Raw genomic sequence first — 15,937 nt, forward strand, 5'->3', positions numbered from 1 at the left:
TAGTGGCTCTACGCCGCGTCACCGTCAGCGGTCGCGAACCAGAGGCGCGTCTCGCCGTACTTCTTCATGCCGCGCTTGCCCCGCAGCGGGGTCAGCCCGGCCGGCCAGGCGGGCTCGGGACTCCGCGAGCCGCGCTCGACGACCACGAGCGCGTCGTCGGCCAGCCAGTCGTGCTCGACGAGCAGCGCCAGGACGCGAGCGAGGTCGGTCTCGGCCAACGGGTAGGGCGGGTCGAGGAAGACCAGGTCGATCTTCGTCCGCGACGGGTGCGCGAGGAACCGCGCGACGGGCAGGGCGACCGTCTCCACCACCGACCCGACCGTGCCGAGCGCCTTCGCGTTGCGCTCGACGACCTTCGCGGTGGCGCGGTCGGCCTCCACGGCGACGACGTACGACGCCCCGCGCGATGCCGCCTCGAGCGCGATCGCGCCGGACCCGGCGTACAGGTCGAGGACCGCGAGCCGGTCGAGCACGCCGAAGTGCGCCTCGAGCGTCGAGAACAGCGCCTCGCGGACCCGGTCGCTGGTCGGGCGGGTCCCCTCCCCCTTCGGGGTCTCGATCCGGCGGCCGCCGGCGGTGCCGCCGATGATGCGGGTCATCGCTCGCTCATGACTTGTCCACGAAGTCGCCCTGCTGGGAGCGCTCGAGGTCGGTGACGGCGTCGGCGAGCAGCGGGGCCTCGAGGAGCGCCGGATCCTCCTCGAGCAGTGCCTCGGCGGCCTCGCGGGCGGCCACGATCGTGTCCTCGTCACGGAGCACGCGGAGGTTCTCCAGGCTGGAGCGCCGTCCCGCCTGCGAGGCGCCGAGCACGTCGCCCTCACGCCGCTGCTCGAGGTCGATCCGGCTGAGCAGGAAGCCGTCGCTGGTGTCGCCGACCGCGGCGAGCCGCTCGCGCGCCGGCGAGGTCGGGTCCTCCACCTGGGTGACGAGGAGGCACAGTCCCGGCAGGCCGCCCCGGCCGACCCGCCCGCGCAGCTGGTGGAGCTGGGAGACGCCGAACCGGTCGGCGTCGAGGATCACCATCGTGGTCGCGTTGGCCACGTCGACCCCGACCTCGATGACCGTCGTGGAGACGAGGACGTCGATCTCGTGCCGGGCGAAGGCGCGCATCGTCGCGTCCTTCTCCTCGGCGGGCAGCTTGCCGTGGAGCCGGGCCAGCCGCAGGCCCGCCAGCGGCCCGGACGCCAGCTGGTCGACCACCTCCTCGACCGCGGCGAACGACCGCGGCGCGGCGACGGGGTTGCCGTCCTCGTCGACGTCGACGACCTCGTCCTGGTCGGCCTCCGCGACGTCGCCGGAGATGCGCGGGCACACGACGTAGACCTGGTGGCCCTGCTCGACCTCCTCGCGCACGCGCGCCCACGCCCGGTCGAGCCAGGTCGGCTGCTCGGCCAGCGGCACCACGTTGGTCTGGATCGGCGCGCGCCCGGCCGGGAGCTCACGAAGCGTCGAGACCTCGAGGTCGCCGAAGACCGTCATCGCCACCGTGCGCGGGATGGGGGTCGCCGTCATCACCAGGATGTGGGGCGGGATCGCGGCCTTGTCGGTGAGCGCCGCGCGCTGCTCGACGCCGAACCGGTGCTGCTCGTCGACGACGACCAGACCGAGGTCGGCGAACTGGACCGTCTCCTCGAGCAGCGCGTGGGTGCCGATGACGATCCCCGCCTCGCCGCTGGCGAGCCGCAGGAGCGGTTCGGTGCGCTGGGTCTTGGTCATGGACCCGGTGAGCAGCTCGACGCGGGTGCCCTCGCCGGGCCCGAAGATCGTGCCGCCGTCCGCGAGCTCGCCGAGCATCGCGACGATCGAGCGGTGGTGCTGCTGGGCCAGCACCTCGGTGGGGGCCAGCAGGGCCGCCTGGCCACCGGAGTCGACCACGCGGAGCATCGCGCGGAGCGCGACCAGGGTCTTGCCGGAGCCCACCTCGCCCTGCAGCAGCCGGTTCATCGGGTGCGGCTGGGCGAGGTCGCGCGCGATCTGCTCGCCGATCTCGCGCTGGCCGGTGGTGAGCTCGAAGGGCAGCCGCTCGTCGAACGCGGTCTGCAGCGCGCCGTCGCCGCCGGTGCGGACGGTCGCGCCGAGCTCGCGGACGGCCCGCCTCCGGCGCGCGAGCACGAGCTGGGTGACCAGTGCCTCCTCGAACCGGAACCGGTGGTGGGCCCGCGCCACCTGCGAGCGGTCCTCCGGGGCGTGGACCCACTCGTAGGCGCGAGCGACGTCGAGCACGTCGTACTGCTCGCGGACGTGGTCGGGCAGCAGCTCGGGGAGGTGGTCGAGCTGCCCCCGCGCGGCACGGACGGCGCGCGCGACGTCCCAGGTCTGGAGGCCCTTGGTGAGCGGGTAGATCGGGTAGAGGTCACCGATCTCGTCGACGATGCTCTCCTCGTCGTCGGCGACGCCGAAGAGCGTCATCGCCGGGTTCGTGAGCTGCCACTCGTCGCGGAACCGGCCCGCCTGGCCGAGGAAGACGCCGCGGCGGCCCTTGGCCACCCGGCTCTGGTGCCAGTCCGACATGTGCTGGTTCTTGGCGAAGAACGTCATCTTCAGGCGAGGTCCGTCGGTGCTCAGGACTGCCTCGACCCGATAGGCCGGCCGACCGGTGCGCCGGTCCTTGTAGGTGTGCTGACGGCACTCGACGATCTCGCCGACGACGCACAGGAACTGGCCGACCCGGAGGTCGCGGACCTTGGTCAGGCTTCCGGTCTCGAGGTAGCGCCGCGGGAAGTGGCGCAGGAGGTCCCCGACCGTGCGCAGGCCCAGGCCGTCCTCGAACTTCTTGCGCTTGGCCGGCGTCGCCTTGCCGAGCACCGCTGCGATCGGTGCCTCGAGGGTGGTCAACGAGTCCCCTTCACTCCACGGACAAAAGGAGCGGGTAGCGCTCCTGGCCACCGTCGTACACCACGACGTCGACATGGGGGTGCTGCTCCTCGACCCAGGCGGCGGCCCGCTCGGCGATGTCGCCGGCGTCCGCGCCCTTCACGAGGGTGACCAGCTCTCCACCGGAGGCCAGCAGCCGGGTCAGCACGTCCAGCGCGACCTGGCCGAGCTCGTCGCCGATGACGACGAAGTCGCCGGCGATCACCCCGAGCACGTCACCCTCCTGGCACGGCCCGGCCGACGTCATCGCCTCCTTGACCGCGATGGTGACCGCTCCGTGCTTCACGTGGCGGGCGGTGGCGGTCATCTCGGTGACGTCGTGGTCGAAGGCGCGCCCGGGCTCGTGGACGGCGATCGCGGCCAGCCCCTGCACCTGGGCCTCGGTCGGGATCACCGAGATCCGCAGCCCGTGACCGTGACCGTGGCCGTGACCGTCGGTCTCCGCCGTGCTCGCCGCGACCCGGGCGGCGCGGACCGAGTCGTGGTCGTTCGGCAGGATCACGATCTCCCGCGCACCGCACTCCGTGATCGCCTCGAGGAGCTGTCCCGCCGACGGTCGCCGACCGGGACCACCCTCGACGACCACCGCACCGGCACCCGCGAACAGCTCGGCCAGGCCGGGCCCGGCGGCGACCGCGATCACGGTGCGGCCGACCCGCGCGCTGCCCGCCTCGGCGGTGCCGTCGGCGGCGGCCGCGACCTGCTCGGCGAAGTGGGTGACGCGGATCCGGTGCGGCCGGCCGACGGCGAGGCCGGCCTCGATCGCGGCGCCGACGTCGTCGACGTGGACGTGCACGTTCCAGAGCCCGTCGCCGCCGACGACGACGACCGAGTCGCCCAGCTCGCCCAGGCGCGCCCGCAACGGTGGGATCTCGCCGTCCTGGGTGTCGAGCAGGTACATGACCTCGTACGACGGCCCCTCGCTGCTCAGGTCCCCCGCGCCGGCGGGGGTCAGCTGCGGCACCGGGATCTGGTGCTGGCCGAGCGGCTGGGTCACCGGCACCGGTCGCTTGCCGGTCAGCACCGTCTCGGCGGCGTCGAGGAGCACGCAGATCCCGCGGCCGCCGGCGTCGACCACCCCGGCCCGGGCCAGCACCTCGAGCTGCTCCGGGGTGTGGCCGAGAGCCTCCCGGGCCGCCGCCCCCGCGGCGCGGAGCACGTCGCCACTGCGCGAGGCCGGGTCCTTGGCGGCCGTGACCGCTGCCTCGGAGGCCGCCCGGGCCACGGTGAGCATGGTGCCCTCGACCGGCTCCCCCACGGCCGCGTAGCTGGCCTCGGTCGCCTGCTGGAACGCCTGCGCCATCACCTCGGCGTTGCGGTCCTCGTCGGTCGCGGCGGAGATCCGACGCGCGATCGCGCCGAGCATCTCGCTGAGGATCACACCCGAGTTGCCCCGCGCGCCGAGCAGCGCGCCGCGGGAGAACGCGGCCAGCGCGGCCCGCCTCGGAGCGCCCGGGACCTCGCGCATGGCGTCGCGGGCCGCGGCGATCGTCAGGTACATGTTGGTGCCGGTGTCGCCGTCCGGCACCGGGTAGACGTTGAGGGCGTCGATCTCCTCCCGCGCCTCCGACAGGGCGTCCACGGCGATGTCGACGAACCGCAGCACGGTGTCGAGCTCGATGCCGCCTCCCATGGCGGTCAATCTAGTGGGACGTCACGATTTCTGGCTGCGGCCCACCGTCGGCTAACCTGATCCGGTTGCCCTCTCACCGGGGCACCCATGAACTTGAGTCAGTAATCGATCCGTAGGAGTCAACCCGTGGCTGCCGTCTGCGACATCTGCGCGAAGAAGCCGGCCTTCGGCAACAACCGGCCGTGGTCGCGCAAGATCACCAAGCGTCGCTTCAACCCGAACATCCAGCGCGTCCGCGCTGTGGTCAACGGCACCCCGAAGCGCATGAACGTCTGCACCGGCTGCCTCAAGGCCGGCAAGGTCAGCCGCTGACGTCGAATCGTCTCTCGTGGCGCGTTGAATCGTGCCGCGTGGCGAACGGGATCGAGCTCGGCTCGGTCCCGTCGTTCATTTTTCGGACGCGTTGACGCCACGACCCAGGACTCAACGCGCCACGAGGGAGGATTCAACTCTCAGAAGTGGGTCCAGCCCGTGCTGCCCTCGTAGGGCGCGCCGTCGACGGTGACGGCGGGGCCGTCGGGGCCGGGCGCGGCGACGACTCCGACCTCCGTCCAGGCCTCGGGCAGGGCGGTCCCGGCGGGGAAGGTCGCGAGCAGGGAGTGGTCCTCGCCGCCGCCGAGCACGAAGCCGAGCGGGTCGGCGCCGGTCGCGCCGGCGACCGCGAGGAGCGGCTCGGGGATCTCGAAGGACGCCGAGCGGAGGTCGATCGAGACCCCGCTGGCGCGCGCGACGTGCGCGGCGTCGGCGAGCAGGCCGTCGGAGACGTCGATCATGGCGGTGGCGCCGGCCTCGGCAGCCACCCCGCCGGCGTCGTACGGCGGCTCCGGGCGGCGGTAGGCGTCGACCAGCACCCGTGGCGAGCGGAACCCGCGTCCCAGCACGCCCAGGCCGCCGGCCGCCCAGCCCTGGCGGCCGCAGAGAGCGACCACGTCCCCGGCCTGAGCGCCGGAGCGCAGGACCGGCGAGACCGTGCAGACGCCGAGCACGGTGACCGCGATCGTGATCTTGTCCGCGCTGGTGACGTCTCCCCCGACCACGCCGGCCCCCACGGAGGCGCACTCCTCGGCGAACCCGCGCACGAGGTCGAGCGCCCAGCGGGCGGGCAGCGTCGGCGGGGCTGCGAAGCCGACGGTCAGCCACAGCGCCCGGCCGCCCATGGCGTTGATGTCGGAGATGTTCTGCGCGGCGGCGCGGTGGCCGACGTCGACCGCGTCGGCCCAGTCGGTGCGGAAGTGCCGTCCCTCGACCACGAGGTCGGTGGAGACCACCACGTGGCCCTTCCGCACGCGCAGCACCGCCGCGTCGTCGCCGGGGCCGACCAGCACGTCCTCCCCGGGCGCGACCTCGCGGACGATCGCGGCGACGCGGTCGATGAGGCCGAACTCGCCGAGGTCGGCCAGCGTGGCGTCGGGAGCGGGAAGCGCGTCGGGCACGGTGCCATCCCACCAGATCGGTCACCGCCGAAGAGGCAGGAGGGCCGGGTGCGCGGTAAGTTGCCGTCGTGACCGTCCCCGGATGGTCCCCGTCCGTTTGACCTCGAGTCTCCTGGGAGTGCGACCAATGGTGGTGCAGGCCTACATCCTGATCCAGACCGACGTCGGCAAGGCTGCTGAGGTCGCCAAGGCGATCGCGGAGGTCAAGGGCGTCACGCTCGCCGAGGACGTCACCGGCCCGTACGACGTGATCGTGCGCGCCGAGGCCCGCAACGTCGACGAGCTGGGCAAGCTGGTCGTCTCCAAGGTGCAGAACCTCGAGGGCATCACCCGCACCCTCACCTGCCCCGTGGTCCACATCTGAACGTCGTGCGCGCGGGCCTCCTCGTAGGCCTGCTGTTCGTGTCGACCGCCTGCGGCGGTCCGGTCGAGGTCGACGTCCCCGACGTCGACGGCGAGGACGCCGCAGCCTGCGCGGCGTTCGCCGACGCACTTCCCGACACCCTCGCCGACGAGGAGCGGGTGGAGATCGAGCCGTCGGACGCCCCGGCGGCGGCGTACGGCGACCCGGCGATCGTCGTGACCTGCGGGGTCGGTGAGCCCGAGGGCTTCGGCCCCGGCGCCCAGTGCGAGCTGGTGAGCGGCGTGCCGTGGTACATCCCCTCCGAGCAGTACGACGACCTCGACGCCGACCTGGTGGTCACGTCGGCGTGGCACGCGCCCCGCGTGCAGATCCTCGTGCCGGCCGACGCCCGAGGACTGGAGTCGGGCGCGATGGCCCGGCTGTCACCGCTCGTCGAGGAGCACCTCCGCGAGACCGGGACCTGCGACCTCTGACGTCTCAGCGCAGGCCGGTGTCGCGCTGCAGCGCGAGGCTGAGCAGCCGGTCGACGAGCGCGGGGTAGTCGAGGCCGCTCGCGGCCCACATCCGCGGGAACATCGAGAGCGGCGTGAAGCCCGGCATCGTGTTGAGCTCGTTGACGATGAGCGAGCCGTCGGTCATCAGGAAGAAGTCGACCCGGGCCAGGCCCTCGCAGCCGACGGCGCGGAACGCCCGCTCGGCCAGCTCTCGCGCCTCCTGAGCCGTGGCGTCCGGCACGTCGGCCGGGACGTCGAGCTCGGTGGCCTCCTCGGGGAGGTACTTCGCCTCGAAGTCGTAGAACTCGTGGTCACCGGTGATCCGGATCTCGGCCGGCATCGTCGTCTCGACGCCACCGTCGAGGGCCTCCAGCACCCCCACCTCGACCTCGCGCGCACCCTCGGCCGACACCTCGACCAGCACCTTCGGGTCGTGCCGCAGCGCGCCCTCGACCGCCGCGTCGATCTCGTCGGCGGAGTGCGCCTTGCCGATGCCGATGCTCGACCCGCCGCGGGCCGGCTTCACGAAGGCCGGGTAGCCGAGGTCGGCCACCCGCTGCCGCACGGCGGCCGGGTCCGCGACCCACTCACGCACGGTCACCGTGATCGACGGCAGCACGGGCAGCCCGGCGGCTTGGAGCACGACCTTGAGGTAGGCCTTGTCCATCCCGACCGCGGAGGCGAGGACGCCGGAGCCGACGTACCGCACCCCGGCCATCTCGAGCATCCCCTGGATGGTGCCGTCCTCCCCCCACGGCCCGTGCAGCAGCGGGAACACCACGTCGACGTCGCCGATGGTCGCCGGCGTCCGGTCGCCGTCGACGGCGGGCAGCCGGTCGGGACCTGCGATCGCGAGCCGGTCCGGGTCGCCGCTCTCGAGCACCCAACGACCGTCGGTCGCGATGCCGATGGGGACGATTTCGTACCGCTCCGGGTCGAGCGCCCGCAGCACGCTGCCCGCGGTGACGCAGGAGATCGCGTGCTCGGAGGAGCGACCGCCGAAGACGACGGCCACGCGGGTACGGCGTCCGGAGGACCCAGCAGGCGCGGTCATCGCCTCGGACCCTACCGTTGCCCCATGCCCTCCTCGACGAACCGGCCGACACCGGACCTGCGACCGGCGACGATCACGGTGACGGGCGGCCGCCCTGCCCACGAGCCCGACGCCCCGTTGAACCACCCGATCACGATGGCGTCGACGTACGTCGCGACCGGAGACCTCGAGTACGGCCGCTACGGCAACCCGACCTGGGCGGCGTTCGAGGAGGTGCTCGGCTCGCTGGAGGGCGGCCGCGCGCTCGCCTACGCCTCGGGGATGGCCGCGGTGACCACCGTCCTCGACCTGGTCGGCCAGGGCGGCAGCGTCGTCGCTCCCCGTCACTCCTACAGCGGCACGGTGATGGTGCTCGCCGACCTCGAGGCGCGCGGCCGGCTCCGCAGCCGGCTGGTCGACATCGCCGACACCGAGGCGGTGGTCGCTGCGATGAAGGACGACGAGGACTGCGCACTGCTCTGGATCGAGTCGCCCACCAACCCGGCGCTCGAGCTCGCGGACATCCCGGCGCTCGCCGACGCCGCGCACGAGCTCGGCATCCGGGTCGTCGTCGACAACACGTTCGCCACTCCCCTGCTCCAGCAGCCGCTCTCGCTGGGCGCCGACATCGTCGTGCACTCGGCGACCAAGTACCTCGCCGGCCACAGCGACGTGCAGCTCGGCGCCCTCGTCACCTCCGACGACGAGGTGCTCGACGCCCTGAAGAGCCGCCGCGACCTGGTCGGTGCGGTGCCCGGGCCGTTCGAGACCTGGCTGGCGCTCCGCGGCCTGCGCACCCTGCACGTCCGGCTCGACCGCGCGCAGGCGAACGCCGCCGAGCTGGCCCGCCGGCTGGGCGAGCACCCGGCGGTCGAGGAGGTCCGCTATCCCGGCTGGGGCGGGATCGTCGCCGCGGTCCTCGCCGGCGGGGCCGAGCCCGCCGACCGGTTGGGGCGCGGCGTGCGGCTCTGGGTGCACGCCACCTCGCTCGGCGGCGTGGAGTCGACGCTCGAGCGGCGCCGGCGCTGGAAGGCGGAGGCGCAGACCATCCCCGAGGGCCTGGTGCGCCTCTCCGTCGGCATCGAGGACGTCGAGGACCTGTGGGCCGACCTGGAGCAGGCGCTCGATGGCGCCGCACTCGCGAGGCAGACGGGCCGCTAGGGGGCGTGGTGCGCGACGGCGAACACCCGCCACGGGTCGGGTATGCCCTTGAGCACCCGTTCGCCGTGATCGTCGAAGACGAGTCCTGAACCGGCCACCAGGTCGCGCACCGTCGACGACACCAGGGTCTCGCCCCCGCGCGCAAGTGCTGAGATCCGAGCCGCGATGTGGACGGCGATGCCTCCTATGTCGTCGTCGCGGATCTCGACCTCACCGGTGTGAACCCCCGCCCGCACCGGCACTCCGACCTTCTCAAGGATCTGCGCGATAGATCGCACGCAGTGGACCGCCCGCGCTGGCCCGTCGAAGGTCGCCATCATCCCGTCACCCGTGAACTTGACGACACGTCCGCGCGCGAGATGTACCTCGCGCGCGCTGACCTCGTCGTGCAGCTGCAGCAGCTCCCGCCAGCGCCGGTCGCCCAGCTCGACCGCTCGCCGGGTCGAGTCGACGATGTCGGTGAACGCCACCGTCATCAGGGCTCGGTCCGGCGGCGGGCGGTAGGACGTGCCCGTCAGCATCTCGGACACGGCCCCGACCAGGGCCTCCCGCGCATCGTTCAACATCGGCGAATGACAGCCCGGGATCTCGACCAGTCGAGCGCCGTTCACTCGGGCGGCGAGGTATTCGGCGTGGCCACGGCGGATGTAGGGGTCGTCGCTCGAGAAGATCACGAGCGTCGGCACCGCGATCGCTGGCAGGACATCGGTGATGTCGACGTCGAAGGCGAAGGCTTGACGCACCTGTGCGCGGCGCGGGGTAGCCGAGGCGCGTTCGCAGCGCGCCCACCACTCGAGGTCCTGCGAGTTCCTGACGGTGTCCGGACTTGTCCAGGCCAATCGCGAACCCGATCCCCAGGAAGCCTGGATCTGCTCCAACACCGCCGCCTCCGCTTCGGGAGGGAATCCCGCCGGATAGTCGGGCGCCCGTCGGAGGCGTGCGTAGCCGTTGACGCTCACGACGGCAGTCGTACGGTCTGGGTGCACCGCGGCGAAGAGCAGGCAGAGCTGGCCGCCGTACCCGTGCCCGATCAGGGTCGCGCGATCGACACCCACCGCATCCAGGACAACGCGCACGTCGTCGACCCAGTCCTCCAGGGGCGGCAGGTGCTCCATCGGGTCGGACAGCCCGACGCCGCGCGGGTCGATGACGATCAGCCGACCGATGGCAGCCAACTGCGCGTAGAACGCGCGCATCTCGGGGTGCTCCCAGAGCGTGTCGAGGCTGGTGCCGGCGTCGGCGACGAACACCAGGTCCGGAGTGCCGCGGCCGATGGTCTGGAAGGCGATCTGCAGCCCACCGGAATCGACGTACCGGACCACGTGCTCGACGGACATCCTCAGTACATCTCGGCCTTCGGGTCGCGGCTGATGAACGCCTCCATCATCTCCGACGTGGTCATCCGACCGGCGACGACCTCGTCGACGTGCTCGGCGATGGGGGCCTCGACGCCGGTCTTCTCGGCGAGCGCGCGGATCGAGGAACAGGACTTGGCGCCCTCCGCGACCTGACGGGTCGAGGCGTAGATCTCGTCGACGGTCATGCCGAGACCGAGCTTCTCGCCGAACGTGCGGTTGCGCGAGAGCGGCGACGAGCAGGTGGCGACGAGGTCGCCGAGACCGGCGAGGCCCATCAGCGTCAGCGGGTTGGCGCCGAGCCGCATCGCGAGCCGGGCCGTCTCGGCGAGCCCGCGGGTGATCAGCGAGGCGGTCGTGTTGTCGCCGAAGCCGAGCCCGACGGCCATGCCGACGCACAGCGCCACCACGTTCTTGTAGGCCCCCCCGAGCTCGCAGCCCAGGACGTCGACGCTGGTGTAGGGCCGGAACGCCGGGGAGTGGCAGCGCTTCTGCAGCATCGTGACGACGTCCTCGTCCGCACAGGCGACGACGGATGCCGCCGGCTCACGCCGGGCGATCTCCTTGGCCAGGTTGGGCCCGCTCACGACGGCGATGCGCCCGGCGTCGACGTCGGCGACCTCCTGGATCACCTCGCTCATCCGCTCGAGCGTGCCGAGCTCGATGCCCTTCATCAGCGACACCAGCACGGAGTCGGGCTCGAGGTAGGGCACGAAGGCCGGGAGGTTCGCGCGCAACGACTGCGACGGCACCGCCAGGATCACCACGTCCGCGCCCGACAGCGCCTGCTCGGGATCGGCGGTCCCCGAGATCGTGCGGGGCAGCTCGATGCCGGGCAGGTAGTCGACGTTCTCGCGACGGTCGTTGATGGAGGCGGCGACCTCCTCCCGACGGGCCCAGATCATCACGTCGTTGCCGGCATCGGCGAGCACCATCGCGAAGGCGGTGCCCCAGGATCCCGCGCCGAGGACCGCTACCTTGCTCATGACGCCTTCTTCTTCTTGAAGCGGTCGCCGTGGACCCGCATGTCGTAGCGCTCGGCCGGCGCCCGCTCGCCGCGGATCAGCTCGAGCTGGTGGGTGATCGCGGCCATGATCCGGTCGGTCGCCTCGTTGATCACCTCGGGGGTGCGGGGCTCCTTGGCCGCGAGGTCGGACAGCTCGACCGGCTCGCCGATGCGCGCGACGAGCTTCTTGCGCGGGAAGAGGAACGGCCTCTTCGTGTAGGGCGGCAGGATGTCCTGTGCGCCCCACTGGCCGACGGGGATCACCGGGCACCCTGTCTCGAGCGCGATCCGCGCCGCGCCGGACTTGCCCCGCATCGGCCACAGGTCGGGGTCACGGGTGATCGTCGCCTCGGGATAGATGATCACGGCCTCGCCGCGACCGACCGCCGCGACCGCGGCGGAGTAGGCGTCCACGGCGCCGGCGGTGTCGCGGTAGACCGGGATCTGGCCCGCCGACCGCAGGAAGAACCCGAGCGCCTTGTTGCGGAACAGCCCGTCCTTGGCGAGGTAGCGCGGGATCCGGCCGTGGTCGTAGAAGAGCAGGGCCGCGGTCAGCGGGTCGATGTGCGACAGGTGGTTGAGCGCCACCACGCAGCCGCCCTTCGCCGGGAAGTTCTCCTCCCCGCCGATCCACTCGCGCTCGGTCGTCGCCAGCAGCGTCGGCTTGATGATCACCACCGCCAGGCCGATCGCCCAGTTGCGCTTCTCCTGCACCTTGCGGACCCTCACGAGGGGCACGTTACCGGCCCGCGACCCCGTCGACCCGACAGCGCCCCGGCAGCATCCCGGCTCGGGCACCTGACAGGATCGACGAGTGAGCCAGCACGTCGTCGTGATCCCCGTGAAGCCCCCGGGGATCGGGAAGTCGCGACTGGTCGGGGTGCCCGCCGACCAGCGGGCGGCCCTCGCGACGGCGTTCGCCGTCGACACGGTGGCGGCGTGCCTGGAGACGCCTGGAGTCGCTCGGGTGCTGGTCACCACCGACGACGCCTACTTCGCATCGACCGTGGTCGCGATGGGCGCGGACGCACTGCCCGACGGGAGCAACGGCCTCAACCCGGCGCTGGTGCAGGCGGTCGCCGAAGCCGCCCGCCGGTGGCCGGACCTGCGTCCCGTCGCGCTCCTCGCGGACCTGCCCGCGCTGCGGCCGGCCGAGCTGCGGACCGCCTTGACGTCGATCACCGGCCCGACGGCGTACGTCGCCGACGCCGCGGGCACCGGAACCACCCTCTACGCCGCGACGTACGACGACTTCGCGCCTCGGTTCGGACCGGGCTCGGCCGCGGCGCACGCCGCCGACGGTGCGGAACCGCTGGCCGGAGAGCTCGCCGGGCTGCGACAGGACGTCGACGACCTGGTCAGCCTGCGCGTCGCCGTCGCGCTCGGTGTCGGGCCGGCGACGCGGTCGACGCTGCCCTCGGCGTTGCCTTCGGTCCTCGACAACGACGACGGGCCGCCCTCGCACTGAGGACGGCCCGTCGCAGGTTGATCGGCGGCGACTACTTCTTCTTCGCGGTGCTCTTCTTCGCCGTGCTCTTCTTGGCCGGGGCCTTCTTCGCCGGTGCCTTCTTGGCCGGTGCCTTCTTGGCGGGTGCCTTCTTGGCCGGAGCCTTCTTCGCGGGCGCCTTCTTGGCCGGAGCCTTCTTCGCCGGTGCCTTCTTGGCCGGAGCCTTCTTCGCGGGCGCCTTCTTGGCCGGAGCCTTCTTCGCGGGCGCCTTCTTGGCCGGAGCCTTCTTCGCCGGAGCGGCGGCCTTCTTGGCGGTCGCCGCCGCCTTCTTGGCCGGAGCCGCTGCCTTCTTCGCGGCGGCCTTCGCCGGAGCAGCGGCCGCCTTCACGGCCGGCAGCTTCTTCGCACCGGAGACGACGTTCTTGAGGTCGGCGCCGGCGCTGAACTTCGGAACCGCCTTCTTCTTGGTCTTCACGCGCGCACCGGTCTGCGGGTTGCGGACCCAGCGCGCGTTGCGCACTGCCTTCTCGAAGGACCCGAAGCCGGTGATGGCGACCTTCTCGCCCTTCGCGACCTGGCGGGTGATCGTGTCGAGCACGGAGTCGAGTGCATGGGCGGCAGCCTTGCGGTTGCCGTCGAATCGAGTGGCGAGCTCGTCGATGAGCTGAGACTTGTTCACTACTTGTCCTTCCGCCGGAACCGCCTCTAGCCGGTTCCTGGGCCGTTTGGTCCGGGCCCCCGCCCGGCTTCCTTGTTCGGCACGCTAGGCATTCGGCGGCGGCCTCACAATCACCACGCCGCGATTCCGACGGGTTTTTTCGCGAAAGAGCGCCGAATTCGGCCAATTCACGCCCCTTTCGCCACAGGAGCGTGTTTCGGGACGTTCTCAGTCGTCCGCGCCCGGCCACATGCGATCGACCGAGTATCGCTCCCCGATCGAGAAGTCGTACTGCACCAGGCGCAGGTCGTCGAGCAATTGTTCCGACCTCGGATCCAACGAATTCTCGGGGGTTTCGGCGCCATCGCTGGTGACGATCCGTCCTTGCTGCAGAGCGCTGACGCGGCCGTGCAGCCGGTCGAGGAGCGCGAGGTACGGCGGCACCGGCGCATCGGCGACCTGGTAGAGCAGCGGCAGGAAGAACGACGGACTGGTCAGCGGCATCGGTCGACGGCGGTTGCCCTCGCTGCTCCACACGAAGAACGGCGTCTCGTAGAGACCGAGCCCGTCGTCGTTCGCGTTCTTCACCTCGGCGTCGTAGATGCCGGGCAGGTGGTCGCCGTAGAAGAGCACGACCGACTTCTCGTCACTCGCCTCGAGGTCGGAGAGGAAGTCCGCCAATGCCACATCGGTGTGCTCCAAACCTCGTGCGTACTGGCCGATCCGGTCGGCCTGGTCGTCGCCGATGCCGCTGACGCCGATCGGGTCGTCGTAATGGTCGTCGACCGGGATGTGGTTCTGCATCGTGACGAGGTTGACCATCAGTGGGTCGTCGCTCTCCTCCATCTGGAGAAGGACCTCGTCGAACGCGGCGTGGTCGTCGATGTAGGGGTTGTCGTCGATCGTCTCAGTCGACCGCATGGTCGTGTCGTGGATGAAGTCCTCGAAGCCGAACGTCTCGTAGACCTGCTCGCGCTTGTAGAGGCCGATCATGTAGGGGTGGATCGCGATCGCGCGGTGTCCCTGCGACTTGAACCAGCCGACGGCCGAGGGGTAGTCCTCGTAGTTGGGGACGAGCATCTGGTACGGCGAGACCATCTGCGGCCGGAACAACGCGATCGACTGGCCGGTCAGCGTCTCGAACTCCATGTTGGCCGTGCCGCCTCCGTACAGCTGCGCGAGCATCGTGCCGCTGGTCGTCTCCCCCATCACTGCGCGGGTCTGCGGGATCGGGTCGCGCTCGAGCTCGAAGCCCTCGAGGTTGGTGGGGTCGGTGAACGACTCGCTCAGGACGAGGATCACGTTGACGTCGTCCAGGGTGCCGGTGCGCCCACGGTTGATGCGGTCGGCGGCCCGGGCGTAGCGGTCGGAGACCTGGTCCATCTGCTGCTCGCTGTAGAGCAGGGGCCAGGCCATCGCAGAGATCGGCATGTTGTAGAGGAACCCGCCGACGAAGCCGTTGCTGCGGTAGTTCGTCTTCTGGTTCCAGTACCGCCAGTGCTCACCGCGCACCTCGTAGGCCTTGCGCCAGATGTTGCCGGGCTCGTTGAACTTCGTCGTCTGGAAGAGCAGCGTCGCCGTCAGCACGAGCACGCCGGCACGGAGCAGCCCGAGCCTGACGGCCTCGCGGCGCGGCAGCGCTCGTAGCGACGGCCGCGGGTAGCGGAGGGCGAGGCGCCGACCGATCCACACGCACCCGGCGACGAGCAGCGCCAGCCCGACGGCGAGCAGGACCGCCAGGGTCGGCGACACGAACGCGCTGAGGAACCCGGGCTCGCTCAGGAAGTCGACGTCGCTGGGGTAGACCGGCTCCTCACGGAAGTCGATCTTGACCCGGTTGGCGACAGCGAGCGGGATGACGATCGCCGACAACAGCCCGATCGCCCACCACAGCCGCCCGATCAGCGACCAGAGGAAGAGCAGGCACAGCCAGATCACGATCGTGTCGACGTAGAACCCGACGTAGTGGACGAACTGGTCGCTGATCCAGCGCGGGTCGCCGCGCCAGAGCGTGGAGACCTCGAGAGCCAGCGTCAGGACGACGGCGACCAGGAGCGAGAGCAGAGCGCCGCGGCGCAGGACCACCGCGACGCCGTACGGCGCCTTCGGCGTCGCCCCGGCGTCGGGCGTCCCGACCGCTCCGGGGGTTGGCGATTCGTCCCCGTCATCCCCGTCTGCCGGCAGCGGCGGATCGGCGACGGACGAGGTGGACACGCGGCCAATCGTAGGTTGCGGGCAGGCGAATCCCTTCAATTGGGCGGCGGTGCGGAACCGCCTGCCGCAGACTTGTCCAGTGCACCAGTCTCGGAGAGTCGCGGCCGCTGCTGCGTGTCTCGTCGCCGCCAGTGGGCTCCTCCCGACGCCGGGCGAAGCCGTGAGCCCTGAGGACCGCGAGGTCACGCGCCAACGTCCGGCGGCGGTCCTGCGCGCCCCACGGGTCGTCGAGATCAACGCGAACGTGGTCCTGACCGGCTCTCTC

15 protein-coding genes are annotated in these 15,937 nt (G+C 71.6%); 5 read left to right on the forward strand and 10 right to left on the reverse strand.

Annotated features, from left to right (window positions below):
• Positions 1-8 precede the first annotated feature (8 nt).
• Genes rsmD through DJ010_RS17340 form a run of 3 tightly spaced genes read right to left on the reverse strand, consistent with a single transcriptional unit; the run spans position 9 to position 4,507 of the window.
• Positions 9-599 carry a 16S rRNA (guanine(966)-N(2))-methyltransferase RsmD gene (gene rsmD / locus DJ010_RS17330; RefSeq protein ID WP_109696057.1) on the reverse strand — a complete coding sequence of 197 codons (591 nt, stop codon included), beginning with the start codon at positions 597-599 and terminating at the stop codon, positions 9-11.
• Positions 600-606: 7 nt separating this feature from the next.
• Positions 607-2,835, reverse strand: coding sequence for an ATP-dependent DNA helicase RecG (locus tag DJ010_RS17335; RefSeq protein WP_109696059.1), 2,229 nt, complete (start codon positions 2,833-2,835; stop codon positions 607-609).
• 10 nt (positions 2,836-2,845) lie between these two features.
• On the reverse strand, positions 2,846-4,507 hold the full coding sequence (locus DJ010_RS17340; RefSeq protein WP_109696061.1) for a DAK2 domain-containing protein: 1,662 nt from the start codon (positions 4,505-4,507) through the stop codon (positions 2,846-2,848).
• 126 nt (positions 4,508-4,633) lie between these two features.
• Here DJ010_RS17340 and rpmB point away from each other — a divergent pair, with 126 nt between their 5' ends.
• A complete protein-coding gene (gene rpmB / locus DJ010_RS17345; RefSeq protein ID WP_109696063.1) occupies positions 4,634-4,819 on the forward strand; it encodes a 50S ribosomal protein L28 in 186 nt (61 codons plus the stop codon).
• 140 nt (positions 4,820-4,959) lie between these two features.
• Here the strand turns inward: rpmB and DJ010_RS17350 are convergent, their stop codons facing one another.
• On the reverse strand, positions 4,960-5,940 hold the full coding sequence (locus DJ010_RS17350; RefSeq protein ID WP_211318852.1) for a thiamine-phosphate kinase: 981 nt from the start codon (positions 5,938-5,940) through the stop codon (positions 4,960-4,962).
• A 127-nt stretch (positions 5,941-6,067) separates the two neighbouring features.
• On the opposite strand from DJ010_RS17350, the gene DJ010_RS17355 reads away from it, so the two are divergent.
• Together DJ010_RS17355 and DJ010_RS17360 are read left to right on the forward strand one after the other, a co-directional pair.
• Positions 6,068-6,304: an Lrp/AsnC family transcriptional regulator gene (locus DJ010_RS17355; RefSeq protein WP_109696065.1), complete on the forward strand. Its 237-nt coding sequence runs from the start codon at positions 6,068-6,070 to the stop codon at positions 6,302-6,304.
• 38 nt (positions 6,305-6,342) lie between these two features.
• Positions 6,343-6,777, forward strand: coding sequence for a DUF3515 family protein (locus DJ010_RS17360; RefSeq protein ID WP_158283049.1), 435 nt, complete (start codon positions 6,343-6,345; stop codon positions 6,775-6,777).
• 4 nt (positions 6,778-6,781) lie between these two features.
• Here the strand turns inward: DJ010_RS17360 and DJ010_RS17365 are convergent, their stop codons facing one another.
• Entirely contained in the window at positions 6,782-7,852 is a 1,071-nt protein-coding gene (locus DJ010_RS17365) for a D-alanine--D-alanine ligase family protein (RefSeq protein ID WP_109696069.1), read from the reverse strand.
• A 24-nt stretch (positions 7,853-7,876) separates the two neighbouring features.
• Between DJ010_RS17365 and DJ010_RS17370 the strand changes: the two genes are divergently transcribed.
• Positions 7,877-8,992 carry a trans-sulfuration enzyme family protein gene (locus DJ010_RS17370; protein WP_109696071.1) on the forward strand — a complete coding sequence of 372 codons (1,116 nt, stop codon included), beginning with the start codon at positions 7,877-7,879 and terminating at the stop codon, positions 8,990-8,992.
• Here the strand turns inward: DJ010_RS17370 and DJ010_RS17375 are convergent.
• Genes DJ010_RS17375 through DJ010_RS17385 form a run of 3 tightly spaced genes read right to left on the reverse strand, consistent with a single transcriptional unit; the run spans position 8,989 to position 12,082 of the window.
• Complete coding sequence (locus DJ010_RS17375) at positions 8,989-10,329, reverse strand: adenylate/guanylate cyclase domain-containing protein (RefSeq protein WP_109696073.1); 1,341 nt, start codon at positions 10,327-10,329, stop codon at positions 8,989-8,991. The two genes, DJ010_RS17370 and DJ010_RS17375, sit on opposite strands and share 4 nt — an antisense overlap.
• 2 nt (positions 10,330-10,331) lie before the next feature.
• The gene (locus tag DJ010_RS17380; RefSeq protein ID WP_109696075.1) at positions 10,332-11,333 is read right to left on the reverse strand and encodes an NAD(P)H-dependent glycerol-3-phosphate dehydrogenase; all 1,002 of its coding nucleotides are present in this window, start codon (positions 11,331-11,333) and stop codon (positions 10,332-10,334) included.
• Complete coding sequence (locus DJ010_RS17385; RefSeq protein ID WP_109696076.1) at positions 11,330-12,082, reverse strand: lysophospholipid acyltransferase family protein; 753 nt, start codon at positions 12,080-12,082, stop codon at positions 11,330-11,332. The genes DJ010_RS17380 and DJ010_RS17385 overlap by 4 nt, the downstream gene beginning before the upstream one ends.
• 85 nt (positions 12,083-12,167) lie before the next feature.
• On the opposite strand from DJ010_RS17385, the gene cofC reads away from it, so the two are divergent.
• Positions 12,168-12,821, forward strand: coding sequence for a 2-phospho-L-lactate guanylyltransferase (gene cofC / locus DJ010_RS17390; protein WP_109696078.1), 654 nt, complete (start codon positions 12,168-12,170; stop codon positions 12,819-12,821).
• A gap of 31 nt (positions 12,822-12,852) precedes the next feature.
• On the opposite strand, the gene DJ010_RS17395 is transcribed toward cofC, so the two are convergent.
• Both DJ010_RS17395 and DJ010_RS17400 read right to left on the reverse strand, forming a co-directional pair.
• On the reverse strand, positions 12,853-13,479 hold the full coding sequence (locus tag DJ010_RS17395; RefSeq protein WP_109696080.1) for an HU family DNA-binding protein: 627 nt from the start codon (positions 13,477-13,479) through the stop codon (positions 12,853-12,855).
• A 207-nt stretch (positions 13,480-13,686) separates the two neighbouring features.
• Positions 13,687-15,672 (reverse strand): LTA synthase family protein, encoded by a 1,986-nt coding sequence (locus tag DJ010_RS17400; RefSeq protein WP_109696082.1) that lies wholly within the window; start codon positions 15,670-15,672, stop codon positions 13,687-13,689.
• Positions 15,673-15,937 lie beyond the last annotated feature (265 nt).

This window comes from Nocardioides silvaticus, assembly GCF_003160695.1.
Taxonomy (GTDB): Bacteria; Actinomycetota; Actinomycetes; order Propionibacteriales; family Nocardioidaceae; genus Nocardioides; species Nocardioides silvaticus.

Bases quoted from the DNA above. Each gene is read 5' to 3' on its own strand.
- DJ010_RS17340 (WP_109696061.1), bottom strand. From the start codon at position 4,507: ATGGGAGGCGGCATCGAGCTCGACACCGTGCTGCGGTTCGTCGACATC.
- DJ010_RS17365 (WP_109696069.1), bottom strand. From the start codon at position 7,852: ATGACCGCGCCTGCTGGGTCCTCCGGACGCCGTACCCGCGTGGCCGTC.
- DJ010_RS17375 (WP_109696073.1), bottom strand. From the start codon at position 10,329: ATGTCCGTCGAGCACGTGGTCCGGTACGTCGATTCCGGTGGGCTGCAG.
- DJ010_RS17370 (WP_109696071.1), top strand. From the start codon at position 7,877: ATGCCCTCCTCGACGAACCGGCCGACACCGGACCTGCGACCGGCGACG.
- DJ010_RS17355 (WP_109696065.1), top strand. From the start codon at position 6,068: ATGGTGGTGCAGGCCTACATCCTGATCCAGACCGACGTCGGCAAGGCT.
- rsmD (WP_109696057.1), bottom strand. From the start codon at position 599: ATGACCCGCATCATCGGCGGCACCGCCGGCGGCCGCCGGATCGAGACC.
- DJ010_RS17380 (WP_109696075.1), bottom strand. From the start codon at position 11,333: ATGAGCAAGGTAGCGGTCCTCGGCGCGGGATCCTGGGGCACCGCCTTC.